15 protein-coding genes and 1 pseudogene are annotated in these 18058 nt (G+C 39.6%); 2 read left to right on the top strand and 14 right to left on the bottom strand.

What is annotated here, in order from left to right; all coding sequences use genetic code 11:
• Window positions 1-138: 138 nt before the first annotated feature.
• The 14 genes and pseudogenes from DW059_RS03505 to DW059_RS03570 all read right to left on the bottom strand — a co-directional run bounded on the left by DW059_RS03505 (window position 139) and on the right by DW059_RS03570 (window position 16387).
• Window positions 139-414 (bottom strand): HU family DNA-binding protein, encoded by a 276-nt coding sequence (locus DW059_RS03505; RefSeq protein ID WP_022242343.1) that lies wholly within the window; start codon window positions 412-414, stop codon window positions 139-141.
• Window positions 415-548: 134 nt separating this feature from the next.
• On the bottom strand, window positions 549-2285 hold the full coding sequence (locus tag DW059_RS03510) for a phospho-sugar mutase (RefSeq protein WP_117697716.1): 1737 nt from the start codon (window positions 2283-2285) through the stop codon (window positions 549-551).
• A gap of 94 nt (window positions 2286-2379) precedes the next feature.
• On the bottom strand, window positions 2380-3642 hold the full coding sequence (locus tag DW059_RS03515; protein ID WP_147326024.1) for a hypothetical protein: 1263 nt from the start codon (window positions 3640-3642) through the stop codon (window positions 2380-2382).
• A 66-nt stretch (window positions 3643-3708) separates the two neighbouring features.
• Window positions 3709-4716, bottom strand: a complete 1008-nt coding sequence (locus tag DW059_RS03525; RefSeq protein ID WP_158551995.1) for a phosphotransferase — start codon at window positions 4714-4716, stop codon at window positions 3709-3711.
• Window positions 4717-4766: 50 nt separating this feature from the next.
• Complete coding sequence (locus tag DW059_RS17505) at window positions 4767-6101, bottom strand: CCA tRNA nucleotidyltransferase (protein WP_118544480.1); 1335 nt, start codon at window positions 6099-6101, stop codon at window positions 4767-4769.
• Between the two features lie 60 nt (window positions 6102-6161).
• A pseudogene (locus tag DW059_RS17510) lies at window positions 6162-7268 on the bottom strand (GGDEF domain-containing protein); the annotation flags it as partial.
• Window positions 7269-7381: 113 nt separating this feature from the next.
• Window positions 7382-9451, bottom strand: a complete 2070-nt coding sequence (locus DW059_RS03535) for a tetratricopeptide repeat protein (RefSeq protein WP_117697726.1) — start codon at window positions 9449-9451, stop codon at window positions 7382-7384.
• A 234-nt stretch (window positions 9452-9685) separates the two neighbouring features.
• On the bottom strand, window positions 9686-10387 hold the full coding sequence (locus DW059_RS03540; RefSeq protein ID WP_117697729.1) for an aspartate/glutamate racemase family protein: 702 nt from the start codon (window positions 10385-10387) through the stop codon (window positions 9686-9688).
• 142 nt (window positions 10388-10529) lie between these two features.
• A complete protein-coding gene (locus DW059_RS03545; RefSeq protein WP_117697731.1) occupies window positions 10530-11513 on the bottom strand; it encodes an SIS domain-containing protein in 984 nt (327 codons plus the stop codon).
• A gap of 42 nt (window positions 11514-11555) precedes the next feature.
• The gene (locus DW059_RS03550; protein WP_022242350.1) at window positions 11556-11975 is read right to left on the bottom strand and encodes a hypothetical protein; all 420 of its coding nucleotides are present in this window, start codon (window positions 11973-11975) and stop codon (window positions 11556-11558) included.
• A gap of 22 nt (window positions 11976-11997) precedes the next feature.
• The gene (locus DW059_RS03555; protein ID WP_117697733.1) at window positions 11998-12903 is read right to left on the bottom strand and encodes a fructoselysine 6-kinase; all 906 of its coding nucleotides are present in this window, start codon (window positions 12901-12903) and stop codon (window positions 11998-12000) included.
• Between the two features lie 234 nt (window positions 12904-13137).
• On the bottom strand, window positions 13138-14451 hold the full coding sequence (locus DW059_RS03560; RefSeq protein ID WP_117697735.1) for an anaerobic C4-dicarboxylate transporter family protein: 1314 nt from the start codon (window positions 14449-14451) through the stop codon (window positions 13138-13140).
• Window positions 14452-14747: 296 nt separating this feature from the next.
• A complete protein-coding gene (locus DW059_RS03565; protein WP_117697737.1) occupies window positions 14748-15377 on the bottom strand; it encodes an HAD family hydrolase in 630 nt (209 codons plus the stop codon).
• Window positions 15377-16387, bottom strand: coding sequence for an SIS domain-containing protein (locus DW059_RS03570; protein WP_117697739.1), 1011 nt, complete (start codon window positions 16385-16387; stop codon window positions 15377-15379). The genes DW059_RS03565 and DW059_RS03570 overlap by 1 nt, the downstream gene beginning before the upstream one ends.
• Before the next feature lie 164 nt (window positions 16388-16551).
• Between DW059_RS03570 and DW059_RS03575 the strand changes: the two genes are divergently transcribed.
• Together DW059_RS03575 and DW059_RS03580 are read left to right on the top strand one after the other, a co-directional pair.
• Window positions 16552-17262, top strand: a complete 711-nt coding sequence (locus DW059_RS03575; RefSeq protein WP_117697741.1) for a GntR family transcriptional regulator — start codon at window positions 16552-16554, stop codon at window positions 17260-17262.
• Between the two features lie 194 nt (window positions 17263-17456).
• A complete protein-coding gene (locus tag DW059_RS03580; protein WP_117697844.1) occupies window positions 17457-18035 on the top strand; it encodes an alpha/beta hydrolase in 579 nt (192 codons plus the stop codon).
• Window positions 18036-18058 lie beyond the last annotated feature (23 nt).

Consider the following 18058-nt stretch of genomic DNA (forward strand, 5'->3'; position numbering starts at 1 on the left):
AAACAGTTTCCGTTTCTGTGTCTTCATGCATATAGAATGATAGAAAATTCTTTTCTCCTTCGAATTTCAATAAAAAAAGGTGTAGCAAAAGCAGTTTTCTACTTTCGTTACACCTCTAATCAGAATCATTTTATCAACTTATTTATTGATTAAATCTTTTAAAGCTTTTCCTGCTTTGAACTTAGGTGCTTTAGAAGCTGGAATAACCATCTCTTTACCGCTCTGTGGGTTTCTTCCTGTTCTTTCAGCTCTTTCAGATACTTCGAAAGTACCGAATCCAACTAACTGGATTTTCTCACCTTTTTTTAATTCTTCAGCTACGATATCAGTGAAAGCTTTTAAAGCTGCCTCTGCATCTTTTTTAGATAAAGCTGTTTTTTCAGCCATAGCTGATACTAATTCTGCTTTGTTCATGTTAAAATTCCTCCTCTGGATTTTATAATTCTTCTTGAGGTCTACACTCTCCAAGATTACCTACGAATATATTTATACTTGTTTTTCCTTTATTTGTCAAGGAAAATACGGTAAATTAAGGCATACAATTTGGTCTATAACATTTTGTTGATTTTGTCCAAAACTGCTTTTCCAAGGACTTCATATTTCTGCTCTGCTTCTTCCATGGATGAACCCTTCACACCAATGTAGAATTTTACTTTCGGCTCGGTACCGGATGGTCTTACACAGAACCACGCAGCATCGTTTAATTCATAGTAAAGTACATTAGAGCTTGGAAGTCCTGTTGCTGTTACTGCCCCTGTTGCAAGGTCTGTAATGGTATCCTTCTTGTAATCACGTACTTTTTCAACTTTATAGCCACCGATTTCAGTTAAAGTTTCGCTGCGCAGTGTATCCATGATTTCCTGAATCTTAGCCAGACCCTCGATTCCCTTTAATGTAATAGACTCAACATGGTCTTTATAGTATCCATATTTTTCATACATGGCAAGCATTGCATCCCAAAGAGTCATATTCTTGGTCTTGTAATATGCAGCAGCCTCACACAACGCCATAGATGCTACCACTGCATCCTTATCTCTTGCATAGGTTCCGGTCAGGCAGCCGTAGCTTTCTTCCATACCAAAGAGATAGGTTCCTTTTCCGGTCTTTTCGAACTCTAAGATTTTGCCGCCGATAAACTTGAATCCGGTTAATACTTCGATTAACTGAATGCCATAGTATTCTGCAATGGCATCTGCCATATTGGTAGATACGATGGATTTGATAAATGCACCATCTGCCGGCAGGGAGCCGTTGATTGCTTTCTTTTGTCCGATGATATAATCACCAATCAGGCAGCCGGACATATTTCCGGTTAAGGAATGATATTCTCCCGTCTTAGAATCCTTTACATATACACCGAGGCGGTCTGCATCCGGGTCAGTTGCAAGGATTAAGTCTGCATCTACTTTCCTGCCCAGTGCAAGTCCCAATGCAAATGCTTCCTCTGCCTCCGGGTTCGGATAACTTACGGTTGGGAAATCTCCATCCGGAAGTTCCTGTTCCGGAACAACATATACATTTTCAAAGCCAAGCTCTTTTAACACACGGCGGACCGGGATATTTCCTGTTCCATGTAATGGTGTGTATACAATCTTAAGGTCTTTGCCTACTGCATCAATGGCATCCTGATGTACCACAAGCTTCTTAAGTTCTGCAATATAAGCATCATCGATTGCCGCGCCGATAGTCTCATAAAGACCTGCTGCCCTGGCATCCTCTAAGGACATGGTCTTAACGGTGCTGTAATCAGTTACTTTCTTTACTTCATCCATAATTCCGGTATCATGAGGTGGTGTAATCTGTGCACCGTCCTCCCAGTATACCTTGTATCCATTGTATTCTGGCGGGTTGTGGCTTGCTGTAATATTAATTCCGGCAGTGCATCCTAATTTACGGACTGCATAAGATAATTCCGGTGTTGGTCTTAATGACTCAAATACATATGCTTTGATTCCGTTTGCTGCAAGGCAAAGTGCGGATTCATCTGCAAATTCCGGTGACATATGTCTGGAATCGAAGGCAATTGCCACACCCTTATCCTGTGCATTTACTTTTAAAATATAATTTGCAAGACCCTGTGTTGCTTTGCGGACAGTATAGATGTTCATACGGTTGGTACCGGCACCGATTACCCCACGTAATCCTGCTGTACCAAACTCAAGATCTTTATAGAAACGATCCTCAATTTCCTTGTCATTGTCTTTGATTGCCTGAAGTTCAGCCTTGGTTGCCTCATCAAAATACGCTCCCTCAAGCCATGCTTCGTAAGTTTCCTTGTAACCCATTCCTGATTTCCTCCTACTTTTCATTTATGTTGTTTACCAAAAGAGCCTGCCAGTGGCAGCCTCCTTCGGATGTCTCGCCCTTTCATTTCTCTCACTAATTCGTAAGACTGTTAACTACCTGATTTAATGTACTTGTCGAAGAATTATTGTTACTGGTTAATGTATCAATAATTTCACTCAATGCCTTCCTATATGCATCAGAGTCACTGGATGAACTTCCACTGGAGCTGTTAGTTCCACTGGAATTCGATGTACTGTCGGAATGCTTATGCTCCACGGTTGTGTTCTCTTCATTTCCGGCAGTTTCCGTCGATTCTGTCTCTGTACTGCCCGTATCATCACCTGACAACGCAATCTCTATCTGCGCTTCCGGCGAATTTACATATAGCCGCTTCGACCAGGTGTCATATCCATCTGCAGTAATCTGTATAGAATGGATGCCATACTGCAGCTGTAATGGCTGTGTATAATCAACCTGACTACCATCAATATACATCAAAGCGCCTGCAACATCAACCGCAAAGGTTAAAGTACAATATTTCGGATCCTCACCCTTTATGGAATCTACATCCACGGAAATCTGCTCATTTCTTGTTACAGCTACCTCTGTGGAACCGCCGTAGCCATTGCCGGCAACGGTTAATTCATAGGTTCCTTCCGGCACCTCTAACTGCATATTCTCCGTGATCTTATAATAATTCTTATGATTCAGGCTTAACCAGCCGCCCTCTAATGCCTGTGTATTTACAAGCTGGATGACTCCATGTCCTGTTGTAACGGACACTGACAGCACTTTCCGGTCAATTCCCTGTATTCTTAAGGTGTCCTGTCCGGTAACTGCGGACAATTCTATGGCTGCATCTCCGGAAAACACTTGTAATTCTTCATCATAAGAATACTTTGTGTCTCCGATGGTAAATATCTTATCTTCTTCATTATAGGAAAATTTTCCGATATCGTCCATCTCCCATGCATCTGCCGACTGCTCCACCTTTTCTAATATCAGGTCTTTATCCCGGAGTGTTAAAGTAACCACTTTTCCCGGTACCATGGATGCAGCCGAAATCAGACTGCCATGTCTGTCTTTAAAAATTGTCCCATCTGTATAAGAATACTGTTCATAACGTCCCGTGTCAATATTCAGAAATGTCATTGTTGAAAGTGTTGTATCAGCACCACTTACCGTATACAGGCTGCTTTCCTCTGCCTGTGTCACTTCCTCCGTTGCTGCCTCAACACCTGATACATAGCCTTTCATGCTGACAGGCCCATCGTCTTTCCTTCCACAGCCGCTCAAGGCCACAAATACTGTGAAAATAACCAAGGCCAACAGCCAGTGCTTCCCTGATTGCTTCATTTCGCACCTCTTTTTCTCCTGTATGCTCTTTTCCTCCGGCAATTGCCTGTACATGATTATACATGATTATTCCACAAAATAAAATAACATTCTTAAAAACTGCTGGCGGATTTCTTCCTGTTCGATAACCCGGTTCAACTTCTCAATGTCTCTGCCGGACACCCACGCCTTATTGGCATTAAAGTAGTGATTTGCCACTTTCCAGAACTTCTGTGGGTATGCCATCCTTACATAAAGCTGCTCCCATTCCTCTGGTAATAATTTTCGTCTTTTTTCGTAAGCTGCCAGCATATCCGTTGCCAGCCCGATATTAAAATTATGTTTTTCCATCAGTTTCCGTAAGAAATGCGCCAGATCCCCTACCAGCACATCATAATGTGCCTGTTCAAAATTTGTAATTATAATTTTACCATGGGTAAATAATACATTATGCTGGTTAAAGTCTCCATGGCAGATTCCATACATTGCTGCTTCCTGGCTCTGCTTTCCGCTCTGCCCCTGCGTTTCACCCGGATTTGGTTTCATCAGCCGATGTTCCACGTCCAGTGCCTGTTTTAAGAAAATCTCATAATTGCGCATAAATATCATTTCAAACTCATTCTTTTTATGCTTTCCATGAATATAATTGCGCACCTTTTTAAGCTCCCGGTTGTGCCGGAATACCTCCATGGCATAATCCTGTCCGCCAATTTTTAAATTTTCATCCTCCACCTTCTGCAGGACAAGATGCAGCTTTGCCAGTTCTTCTACCGCAGCAAGTACATCATCACGGCTCCTGGTCTCACACTCCCTGCCCTCTATATATTTTCTGGCATAGTACCATGTTTCATCCACCTCCTGGGCTAAGATCTCTCCTTCCCTGGTATGTATGATTTCATCTGCTTCTATTCCATTTTCTTTCAGACGGAGCAAAACATGTTCTATAGCTTCCGCTCTGCCTTTTGACCCGCGAAAAGATCCTATTATTATTTTTCCGCCCTCTGATGTCGTGCAGATATAGGTTCCCCTTCCTTTCTGGATGGCGGTTACCTCAAACGGATACTGTTCTAACAACTGGCTCGATAAATTATACACAAAAACCCCTCCATACGACGAATTCGCACAAATCTTTATGCGTCTTTCTATCATATGAAGAGGTTCTTTAAAGTATAACCTGTCAGATATTCTTTTGTATTCTTTTCCGGTTCTTCAATTACCACATCCAAAAGCTTTGCCAAAATGTTTCCTATCTGCGGACCGGGCTTCACACCAAGTTCTATTAAGTCCCGTCCGTTAAGTGCAAGGTCTTTTAGTGTCAGACAGTCTGCATCTTTGATTATTTTATCATAAATCTTATGATATCCGTCCAATGCTTCCAGCTTTTCTTTCCTCTGATAATCACTCTGGGCTAAAATATCTGCTTTCTTCAATTCAAATATAACCGGATAGCACTCTAATCCCGCCTTCTGTATTGCCTTTCGTACGGACTCCGGTGTCAGTGCCGGGTTAATATCGTGAATTGCCACCAGCCGGCAGACCATATCAATGGTTGCATTGTCGAATTTTAATCTGCGTAAAATTGTCTTCGTCTTCTTTGCTCCCACCTGCGGATGCCCGTAGAAATGGTCAATTCCATCTTCATCTGTACTGCGGCAGTCGGGCTTTGCCACATCATGAAATAATGCTGCAAGCCGTAGCACCTTGTCTGCTTCCACACCTTTTAACACTTCAATGGTATGCTCTCCTACTGTATAACAGTGATGGGGATTATTCTGTGGTGTACGCATCATCACCGAAAATTCCGGCAGTACCACATCCGCAATTCCTGTGGCATATACGGTACGCATCTCCTCCGGATGGACTGAGGTAAGAAGCTTAACCAGTTCTACCTGAATACGCTCTGCACTGACCTTTTTTAACATCGGTGCAAGCTCCTGAATCGCTTCTGCTGTCTCTTCTTCTATATCAAAGCCCAGCTGTGCCGCAAAACGCACTGCCCGAAGCATCCTTAAAGCATCTTCCCCAAACCTCTCCTTTGGTTCTCCTACACAGCGGATGATGCCACGTTTTAAATCTCCTGCTCCGTCAAAGGCATCCACCAGTCCCCGCTGTTCATTATATGCCATGGCATTAATGGTAAAATCCCGGCGTTTTAAATCCTCTAAAAGATTATCTGTATAGGTTACTTCCTTCGGATGTCTGGCATCCTCATATTCGCCATCAATCCGGTAAGTTGTCACCTCATACCCCTCTTTATCCAGCATTACAGTTACCGTTCCATGCTCAATTCCGGTATCGATGGTGCGCCCAAAAATTTCTTTTACTTCTTCCGGATAGGCAGAAGTGGTAATATCCCAGTCCTGAGGCACACGCTGAAGGAGGGTGTCTCTGACACACCCTCCTACTGCATATCCTTCAAAGCCTGCTTCCTGCAGCTTATCAATTATAAACTTTACATGCTCTGGAAGCTTCATTACCATACGTTTTCCCGTTTCCTTTGCTTTACTTCTGTTCCTGCTCTTCAAAGACTTATACGTTCCTTTGGATTCTGCTTTTACTGCATACAGAAGATCATCCGCCTCTTTAATCATTTCGTCAATGTCTTCTGCCTTCTTTACCTGATTGGAAGAAATAATACCAATAGAGCAGGAAAGTAATTTCTTATCATCAATCTCAACCGGCTGTCCGATTTCTTTTGCAATCAGTTCCCTGAACCCATCCTGTTTCTTAATCTCTTTATAGATAGCCTTTGCGGTATCCTCTAAAACCTTGTGCTCTCCGGTGTAGAGAAAAATAATAAATTCATCACCACCGAAACGTGTCACAAAGCCCTTGTCCCTGCAGACCCTGCTGAAGATATTTGCCATGGACTTAAGCAGCAAATCTCCTACATCATGTCCAAAGGTATCATTATATCCTTTGAAATTATCCAGATCGATAAACATAATACCAAAATCATGCTTCATGCGGCCCTTTTTAATCTTCCGGATAATTTCCTCGATGTTCTGATAGAATCCCTTCCTGTTGAAAATTCCTGTCAGCTGGTCGGTTACTGCAGATTTATACAATGCAGTATTCATTTCGTAGAGCTTCTCATATGCATAGAGACGATTCAGTGCATACTGCACTTCCCGGAACAAAAGCTCATAAATCCGCATATCACTCTCATCTAACATATAGCGGCTGACGGAAGAATGCCAGTTATCCTTCATCAGAATATATGCTATCATAATGCTTGTTACTTTTCCATTGTCAAAGAATGGAATAGCAACAAGGGAGCATACATTATCTTCACCAAACAGTTTGACCACATTCAGATGTTCCGAATAGTTACTGCTGATTTTCGATACAACAAACCCTCTCTGTGTCTTTTCGAACACTTCCTTTAAATACTTCTGCTCCTTCATAGAAAGACTGGCTTCTGTATTATCATAAAGTACCTTTGGTTTTCTTCCATGATACTGTATATATAATGCCCGGTCCAAATTAAAATGATACAGGAATGTCCGCATCACATTCTCTACCATTACTTCTGCCGAAACATCCGTCACATCAATTGTCTTCTGCCATGTCGACAGAAAATCCATCTGACGGCGTTCCTGCTTGTAAGCACGGTTTATGCTTTCCTGCTTCAGCTGCATTTCCATCTCCTGAGAAGATATCACATGAAGAGGTTCTTCTGATAAATACTGTTCTAATGGCTCTAATACCTTAATTTCTTCATCTGTGAGAGAATGGGTATTATCCCCAAGATATTGTTTTAGATTGCCTCTTCATTGCTCTTAAGTTCCATTCTTCCTGTCTGCCCATAAAAGCGGATCCTGTCCTTACGGAACAGCTGATAACAGAAGAACTGGTTTCCCTCAGTCCGCACCAGATGTGTCTCTGCACAATTAAAATCTTCAAATGCTGACGAATCATTACCGGAATCCATTCCAAGTAATGCCCGTGTGAAATGATAAAGGAACATATCGTCATCACAACGTGCATAATCGTGGATGATTCCCACATCATTCTGAAGCTTTTCTTTTTCAATTATGTAATTCAAGAACTGTTTGCAGTTATTGAGGTACTGTTCACAGTTGAAACGGTTGCCAATCTTCTGATTGCACAATGCTAAGAGTCCATACAATTTGCTTAAATTGCAGACCCTCAGACTATTCAAATGCAGACGTTCAATGGTCTTCATACAGCGCATCAGATATTCGTTGGCTTCCTTGAATTCTTCTGCTGCAATACAGTTAATTGCCATATTGTAATATACTTCCGCAATATCCTCCGGCAATTCCAGATTATATAAAATTTCTACTGCTTTCTGAAAATAACGCTTTGCAAGATCATTCTGTCTTAATGCCGTTAAGGTATAACCGATTCCCGAGAAAATACGTCCACTTTCCACAGAACGTTTGTTGTCCAGTGCTTCGAAAGTTCTTACCGAATACAGCAATGAAATCGGATACATACCGTTGGTAGACGCCAGCATAATATTCTTCTGGTATGCATTGTAAATAAGCTGTGTATTGCCAATTTCTGTTGCCAGTCTGATTCCCTTACTGAAATAAATAAGCTGGGATTCGGAATAATATGCCTTTGCTACAATCTCCGGCTTATTGTCATAGGCATATACATAAATGTACGCCAGATGATTCCGGTAGTCATATTTCATTAATTTTTCAATCATGGCATCGCTGACTTCCACGTTCTGTGCACAGAAGAAAATATTATTCCAGCCTGCCATTTTCGCTTGTATTTCTACCAGCTCTGCTTCAAACTGACCGCGCTCCATGCCGCCTTCTATTGCAATACTTTTTGCAACACCTGCACATTCAGTGGCTTCCTGCAGTTTTGACTGATACATATAAATTACAGAGCGGAGATAATATGCATAAAAGCGCATCCTGCGGTTCTTTTTCTTCTCTGCAAGCTGTAAGATACCCTCACTTATTTCCAGTGCTTTTGGCAAATCCCTCATATATACCGATACATATGCATAGAACTGCCAGAGTTCGTATTTCACTTCATCCGATACTGTAAAATTGTCAAATCTGATTCTGCGGTCTACTTTATCCAGATAAAACAACGCCTGTTCAAAATCCATGAAAAAGACAAGATTCTGCAATGTTCTGATATCATCTTCAATACTTTCTGCTGTAATAACCTCATCTCTTTGTTCCCGGGATTCTCCGGCATTTCCAATGCGGAATATTGCAACATTATTATCCAATTCCTCCGTTACGTTTTCCCAGCCCGGCAGCATATATTCCGGCAGACGCTGCTGCTCATTCATGCCGAGAACGATTCCGATATTCTCTGTATGCTCTGCTTTTAACAGTTCATAGACTATTTCTATGGTTCCCTTTCCGGCAAACTGCATGCGGTTAATCCAAAGCATAAACGGCTGTATCTTAGAAACTTCAACAAGCATTGCCACAATAGCATCATGCATCCGCTCCCGCTCATAGTCAACTTCTGTATACAATAAACTCTCTTTCCGGATACATTTTCCACTCTCCCGGTATGCTGCAATAATCGGACGCTGCAGGGAATAGACATTACACTTGTCCAGGAATTCATCAAATGTCATCTCCTTCTGCTGGTCGAAAAGTTCCAAAATCAAATCCGGAAACGGCTCATATGCTCCCGATAATTTCTCTGCCCGGAATTCGTGGGCTACAAAACGAACCTCTTTATTATTCGTTATCTGCTCTGATATTTCCAACTGCTTTAATGAAAAATCATTGCTGTATTTTGCCAGAACAATGTTGTGTTCTTTCTTTCCAATCTGTGCAAAAACCTGTTCCAGAATACTGTTATAATATTTTTGAATCATCTGTTTCCCCCTTCAGAAATATTCAAAAAGGCTCTGAAAATATATGATAATTCCCTGTTATCATATACCTCCCTTTCTCTTTCTGTAATAACCTGTCTGGTATTTATAATTTATATATTAGTATAGTCCTCAAACCCACGGATTGTCAATGTTTGTTGCGACTTTTTGGGGGCTTTTTGAAGGGAGTTTTCACACTTTTCCGATACCATTTATTTTCATAAAAATACAGCTGCTTTATAATGCATGTATTGGTAATTGCAGAAATTTTAATGCAGCTCTTGCTGCAATCTCCGTCGGGTCAACTATATTTTCTCTGATTCCTGCCAAGGAAAAAGCAATTGGTAATTCAGTACATCCCAGAATCACACTTTGCGCACCCTGTTTAATCAAGGATTTTAAAATATCGTCAAGTCCGTACTTTTCTACATCCTTTTTTCCAGCTTTAATACATTGATAGATTACTGCCATAATTTTCTGTTGCTGCTCTGCATCCGGATAAATCGTTTTGATTCCCTGTGCCCGAAGCTCTTTCTCATAAACCCCACTCTTTATCACACCATCCGTAGCCAATACGGCTGCACATGATATATTCTGCTTTTTTAAAACATTTACTGTCTCGCGGGGCATATGTAATATCGGAATATCAGTAAATATTTTTAATCGGTCATAAAAAAAATGTGCTGTGTTACAAGGTATCATCAACAAATCTGCTCCCATATTTTGCAGACTCACTGCACTTTTTACCATCTCTGGTATAGGATCCTCTCCCTTTTCAAGAATAGCTTTCGTTCTATCCGGAATATTCGTGTTACAATCAACACAAACATGCACATAGTTCTGATCGCAGTCTGCATCTGACACTTCAAAAATCTTTTTCATTAAATCGCAGGTAGCCATCGGTCCCATGCCACCAATAATACCTATTGTTTTTTTCAATTCCGTTCCTTCTTCCTCAGGTCATGTGTCAAAGCTCAGAAAGCCCGGAAATCATTATCATTTCCAGGCTTTCCTTGTAATGTACTTCAAATTTTCCATCAAAATCTGACATGCTGTATGTTTACATCATTTTTTAAGTTTTTTAATACTCTACCTTCCACATATAGCGTCGTGTTGTCAGTGGATGCTGTCTCTCCTCAGCCAAAGCCTTATTATAAACCGGATATACATTTGTGAATAAGGAATGGTTAAAATAGTCTACGACTGATGCATCAATTGTAGACAGCCCTAAATCCTTTGCATCAATTACTTCAATCCGTTTTGCATAAGTCTTCAAAAACTTCAATGCACGTTCATCCAACGGTCGATTGGTTCCCTCAGAAACCTGAAGCACAAATGGTACTTCTTTATCTGTAATTTCGAAAGGTCCATGGAAAAATTCCCCACTGTGAATACTAGAAGAATGAATCCACTGCATTTCCATAAAAATACATATACTTTGCATATATGCTGCACCATAACCCGCTCCGCTTGCCATAGTATAAATAATTTTATCATCTTTATATTCCTTGGCAAACAGTTCAGCCCGTTTTTCCACATGCTTACATGCATGTTTCACAATACCATCAATACGTCCAACACCATCCATAAATTCTTCATAATGCTCATACCCTTCTGTCTGATTCAACAGTTCCACTGCCACCAGAAGTGCACAGATAATTTTTTCACCAGCAATATCCTTGTTATCCCCAAAAGTATAATTGATAATATAATCACCAAATGGGGTAATCTCTGATTCCTCTTTCCATGTCAGAATAATTACAGCTGCACCTTTTTCCTTTGCCAGTTTCGCTGCATTAATTGTTTCCGGTGTATTTCCCTTATGGCACGATAAACACACGATTACATTTTTTCCCAAATCCTTCGGAGTACTATATACAAATTCATTACTATTAATTAGTGCTGACTTAATATTTGCACATTCTCTTTCCATAAATGTTTTCGCTGGATAAAGTGCTCCATTAGAACCACCGCATCCCACAAAATATAATGCTTTAATACCACCTTCTTCTTTTCTGCTTTCTAAAATTTCTGTAATTACATTCTTGATTTCTGTTGGCTTCATTGATAATCCTCCTATAAATATTTTTAATACATTGTTGTTATATTATTCTGCAAGCATTGGTCTTGCTAATTTCTGAATATATGAAATTTCTTCCTGGCTCAGTTTACAATACTCACTATTATCCATACTACATCCGGCATCCTGCACATACATCATTTTGGTATCCTTTTCTACAATAGTAAAAAACCAACGCTCTTTCGGTACATTGTATAAAGTTCCTTTCTCCACCGGAGTTAATTCAATATTAAACTTTCCATCTATTCTGTCCGCTGTAATAATAATACATTTTCCAGAAATCAAAATGAATTGTTCATCTGTCGTATGATGTATCTCTAAATGTTCTAACCCATCAATGTCATTATTCGGTTTCCAATTTTTGATACAAACAACCCATTTTTCATTCCGATATGCACATTCTATTCCTTCTCCATCATACCTGTAACTTGTCGGCTTTATATCCATATAGCATTCCTCCTTAAACCTTTTAATTATTTCTATTATCAATTATTCTTCCTGCAATTGGCGTTCCATACCCAAACGCTCCTTCGACACCGCAAATCTTTGAAGCGAATTCTGCTCCAGCCTGCATGGCTTTCTTTAAAAGTTCTTTAACATTCCCATCATCTTTACTTTCTTCTTTAAAAAATTCCGGTTCTTTATACCGTAAAATATATGTCAAAAATGTCGCGAAATAAGAGTCTCCTGCACCCATAGTATCCATAATGCTTTCTGCCTTTACAGCTTTTTCATACATCATTTCACCATGGTATAAAATGTATGAACCATCTTCTCCTATTGTTCCCAGAACAAGCGGAACTCCAAGCTCTTTTACTTTACTCATTTCCCTTTCGCGTTCTTTATCACTTAAATGTGCACAGGAAAGCATTGCCACTTTAATATGCGGACAAATTTTTTTCAGATATTCGTCTGTCCATCGATTTGAAAAATCAAATGCAACTGGAAGACCCAAAGAAGCAATTTCTTCTATGTCATCATCTATATAGGCATTCAGATTTGTATAAATCAAATCAAACTTTCTTATATATGAAAAATCTTCCTGCGTAAAATCATAAGGATACTCTTTTGCCACACCTCCATGATTGGACCCGACAAATACGCGATCTCCCTGATTCAGTGTCACACATGCAAATCCATTTTCACCTTCATAATTCCTGCTATGTGAAAAGTCTACATTCATATTTTTCAGTGCTGCCTGAATGCATTCTGCTACTTCATCATTTCCAAATTTACCTAAAAATGCACTTTCTGCATTATTCATATGTGCATATGCACATGTGTTAACACACTGACCTCCTGGATACATTTTCCCCCTGGAAAGATATTTGTCACAAACTGCATCTCCAATTGCAATTATTCTAGGCTGTCTCATTTTTATTTCTTTCTCCTTTCTTTCAATTTTTCTTTCACCCAGACTCCCTCACCTCTTCTTTTTGCAACAAGCAATTATTTTTCCAGATTCGCTCTTTCATTTTTTCAGATAGCCATTATTAATATTTATGTATATCTGGCAATCCATCATGAGGTGGCAGTTCCCACAGCCTGTCAGAATAACACAGGCTGTGTGCTGTTACTGTTTTCTTTATTTTGCCACCACCGGTTTTTATCAGAAAACAAAATATCCTATTCCTGTTGCTACTAATACTGATACAATTGTACATACAAGTCCCGGCCGCATATAGCTATGATTAAATATAAATTTTCCAATCTTCGTAGTACCTGCCGTGTCAAAAGCAAGACCTGCTATACACTGGCTGGAATCCGGGATAAAATAGTTGGATGAGCATGCCATCCATCCACCTACAATAATATAAGCCGGCAGATTCAATGCAATTGCAATTGGAATCATAATCATTGTCGTAGACGCTTGTGAACTTGTCAGTGCACCTACCAGAAATACTGCAATAATATAAATCCATGGATGTTCATTTGTTAAAGCTGACAAATTTTCTGTAATGAAGTTTGTCTGTGCACCAACAAAAGTATTTACCAGCCAGCAAAGTCCCGCTGCAAGAATAACAGCAAAGAATCCAGTCTTTAACAACGGTACTTCTAAAATGTCGTTACTATCAATTTTACTTACAATAACAATAATTGCGGCAGCTACATACATAATAATCTGGATTAAAGATGTCATTGCTAACTGTGTACCATCGCTAAATGTTGGACGGAGCGCCGGGAAAATACCGCATATTGCAATTACTACCATAGAAACCAGGAAGATAGCAACAGAAATCTTTGCTTTTTTGGTTACCTGTTTTTCTCCTTCTACTTTCTTTTTAAAATCTTTTACCAGTCCATCTGCAACCCTCTGCTGATATTCAGGATCATCCTCTAATTCCAGACCTTTCTTGTATACAGACAATGCTGCAACCAATACTCCTATCAGTGCTGCCGGAATTGCTACCAGCATAATTGTTGCCAGATTTACTTTTTCAAAAATAGTCATATAACCCACAATAGCTACTGTTGCAGCTGTTATTGGTGATCCGGTATTTGCCTGCTGGGATGAAATAATACTAACAGAAATCGGGCGCTCAGGCCGAATTCCATTTTCCAATGCTATTTCATTAATAACCGGAAGTAACGAATATACAATATGTCCGGTTCCACAACAGAATGTAAATAAATACGCTACAAAAGGTGCTACCAAAGTAATGTTTTTCGGATTTTTCCGTAATATTTTTTCTGCAAGCTGTACCATAAAATCCAATCCGCCAGTCGCCTGCATCGTACAGGCTGCGGTAATTACCGCCAACATAATCAGTATAACAGTAATCGGTGGATCTGATGGAGTCACTCTAAAGATATATACGAAAATCAACATTCCGATGCCGCCAGCCATTGCCAGGAAACTTCCACCTTTTCTGGTTCCCCACACAATAATCAGCATTAAAACAATAAATTCAATCCAAAACATGGACATCTACCTCCTCTTTTTTATTTATTCCAAAGCATGTGCACTACTTTAAAACCAAAATGTATTAATTTGTTTTTATTTGTATTGTTTTATTTTGTATCTATTTGTATTATATAGATTCCATACATTTGTGTCAATAAAGAAATACATTTTCGACATTATGCACAATTTTTTGTTTCACTTTTTGTACATCAATATCAATTTAATTGTGCATAGTAAAACCCGCCAGGAGCACTGGCGGGCATACAATTAAATACTTTTTATTCTTCTGTTTTCTCTTTCTTTCACTCAGGCAGTTAAACGTATGAAGAAATAACATAATCCGCCTGACTTACATCCTGATTCTCACCAGCTCCTGTATACGCAACTACCTCTATATTTGCAGCCTTTGCTGCCTGTATACCAATAAACGAGTCTTCTATTGCAATACATTCTTCCGGCTTTGCTTCTAAATATTGCATTGCTTTTCTATAGCATTCCGGATCCGGTTTTCTATTCCGGCACATGTCTCCGCATACCAGCACATCGAACAAACCCAGCATTTTCATCCGGTTCAATGCTACTACAATCAGCCGTGTAGAGGTTGAAGAAACCACTGCCAGCTTTTTCCCCTGTTTTTTCAAACCGGCAATAAACTCCAGTAATCCCTCCATCGGCTTAATGCAGCCATTTTCATATGTATTTCCTATTTCTTTTCTTTTTTGCAAAAGCTGTTCCATTGTTATTTTCTCCGGCGAGCGTTCCAGCAGTTCCAGCAGAATATGGGAATCATGTGAGCCAATTAGTCTATCCCTGTCTTTTTGTGTCAGTTCCACTCCAAACTCTTTTAATGCCAGACCCAGATAATTACCATTACTCTCTTCTGTATCTGCTATAACTCCATCAAAGTCAAACAATACATATTTTTTTTCACAGAATTTTTTCATTAATATTCTACCTTCCACATATAGCGGCGGGTTGTTAACGGATGTTCACGCTTTACTGCCAGTGCGTGGTTGTAAATCGGATATACATTATTAAACAGTGCATGGTTAAAGTAATCTACTACTGTTGCATCAATTGTGGATAAGCCAAGCTCTTTCGCATCAAGAACCTCAATACGTTTTGCATATGTTTTCAGGAATGTAAGTGCTCTCTCATCCAGTTCGCGGGTTGAGCCTTCTGATATCTGAATCATAAACGGACGGTTTGCATCTGTAACTTCAAATGGACCATGGAAAAATTCACCGGTATGAATACTGCTTGAATCAAGCCACTGCATCTCCATAAATATACAGATACTCTCCATATAGGCAGCTCCATATGCTGCACCACTTCCCATTGTATAAATCACTGAATCATTCTGATACTCTTCTGCAAATGCCTCTGCCCTGGCAGCCACATGTGTACGTGCATTTCTGATGATATTGCTAATCATGCCTAAAGCTTCATAGAATTTATCATAATTAGCATATCCCTCCGTCTGTGCAACTAATTCCACTGCCACAAGCAATGCACACTGCGTCTTTTCTCCTGCATAATCAATATCCCCTGCAAGATGATCAGGACTTGCATCAAATGTATAATGTATAATATAATCTCCAAATTCTATAATTTCTGATTCCTCCAGCCATGTCAGAATAATAACCGCCGCTCCTTTTTCTTTTCCTAATTTGGCAGCCTTAATCGTTTCCGGTGTATTTCCCTTGTGGCAGGCAAGACATATAATAGAATTTTCTCCAAAGTCCTTTGGTGTGCTATGCACAAACTCATTACTGTTTATCCAGGCTGATCTCAAAACCTGTGATTCTCTCTCCATAAATGTTTTTGCCGGATAAAGTGCGCCAAGTGATCCTCCGCATCCCACAAAATAAATATTTTTAATTCCACCGATGTCTTTTTTTTCTTCTAAAATTTCTTTCACAATGTTTTTAATGTCTTTACTTACGTATCCCATTTTTTCTCTCCTTTTTATAATGTATTTATTTGTTCTATGTGTTTACTATAATACAATATAATACATTCTGTCAATATATATCATACAATATAGGAAAATATATACATTTTTGCAACTTTGTTTTATAATATTTGTGAAAGTTATATTAGGAGAGAGGTATTTATATGGAACTGAACAACACCATTGCCACACCACTGTACAAACAATTGGAGGAAAAAATACGAAAAGAAATTGACGCCGGAGAACGGGCGGCCGGCAGTCGTCTGCCTACAGAAAATGAATTAAGTGAATCATACCATGTGAGCAGAGTTACTGTCCGAAAAGCATTAGCCGTTTTATCTGAATCCGGATATTTAGAAAGGAAATCAGGAAAAGGAACTTTTGTAGCGGAAAAAAAATTGCAGCGTAATATTACAGAAGTCATAAGTTTTTCTGATATGTGCCGGATGAAAAACGCAACACCTGGAGCTAAGACCATAAAAATTGCATTGGAAGATCCTTCTGAACGGGATTTAACTGAAATGTCACTACACGAAGGGGATAAAATACTCGTAGTGGAAAGAATCCGTTATATGGATAATGTCCCTGTCATCTTAGAGTTCAATAAATTTCCTGAATCCTTTTCTTTTTTATTTGGAGAAGATTTAAACGACTCTTCTTTGTATGAAATACTAAGAAAACACAATATCATTCTGGATCATTCACGTAAAACACTTGATATTGTTTTCGCTAATGCCCAAGAGGCTAAGACTTTAAACATCAGTAAGGGGTATCCTCTGCTCCGGATATCAAGTACCATCCACGATGTTGACAACACTATCACGAATCTTTGCAAACAGCTATGTATCGGTGATAAGTTCCAGTTTATTTTTTAGTTCCAATTTACACCATTTCCAATGCGGCTCATCTAATAGCAAATGCGATAAAGTTCCTTATTACAATTAACTTTATCGCATTTGTTATATCCTTAGAGAAGTCATTATTTCCCATTGTGCTACTATATTTTCTAAGGTTAAAAAGCTCCGGTTTCTGCCACCTGAAAATGCCGGAACAGAAAGGACAATTTCTTATGCATTTATCGAAAAATAAACTGGCGGTCTTTTTTCCGGGCATCGGTTATCACTGTGACAAACCACTGCTCTATTACAGCCGAAAGCTTGCTGCCGAAGCAGGTTATGAAACCGCTCTTACACTGGACTATTCCCTTGCCGGCAGCGATATCACTGGAAATATCCGGGGTAATAGGGAGAAAATGCAGCAGGCTTTTTCTTATCTTTATGAACAGGCTGTAAAACAGCTTTCTTCCGTAAACTGGCAGGATTATGATGAAATTATATTTATCTCAAAGAGCATCGGAACGGTTATTGCCTCTGCCTATGCAAGGAAGGAAAATATTTCCTGCCGCCAGATTCTCTATACCCCTTTACGGGAAACCTATGATTTCCACCCGCAGAATGCCATTGCTTTTCTCGGCACTTCCGATCCCTGGAGCGATATTGAAAAAGTGACTGGCATCAGCAGAGGGCAAAAGATTCCTCTTTTCCTCTATCCGGATGCCAATCACTCTTTAGAAACAAAGGATACACTTGATAATATCAAAACGCTTCGCAATGTCATGGAGGAAACGAAGCGGTTTCTTACTTCATAAATACTTTGTTGCAGCAAGTACCG

Origin of the sequence: Roseburia sp. AF42-8, from assembly GCF_003435965.1 — a bacterium.
Classification (GTDB): Bacteria; Bacillota; Clostridia; order Lachnospirales; family Lachnospiraceae; genus Roseburia_C; species Roseburia_C amylophila.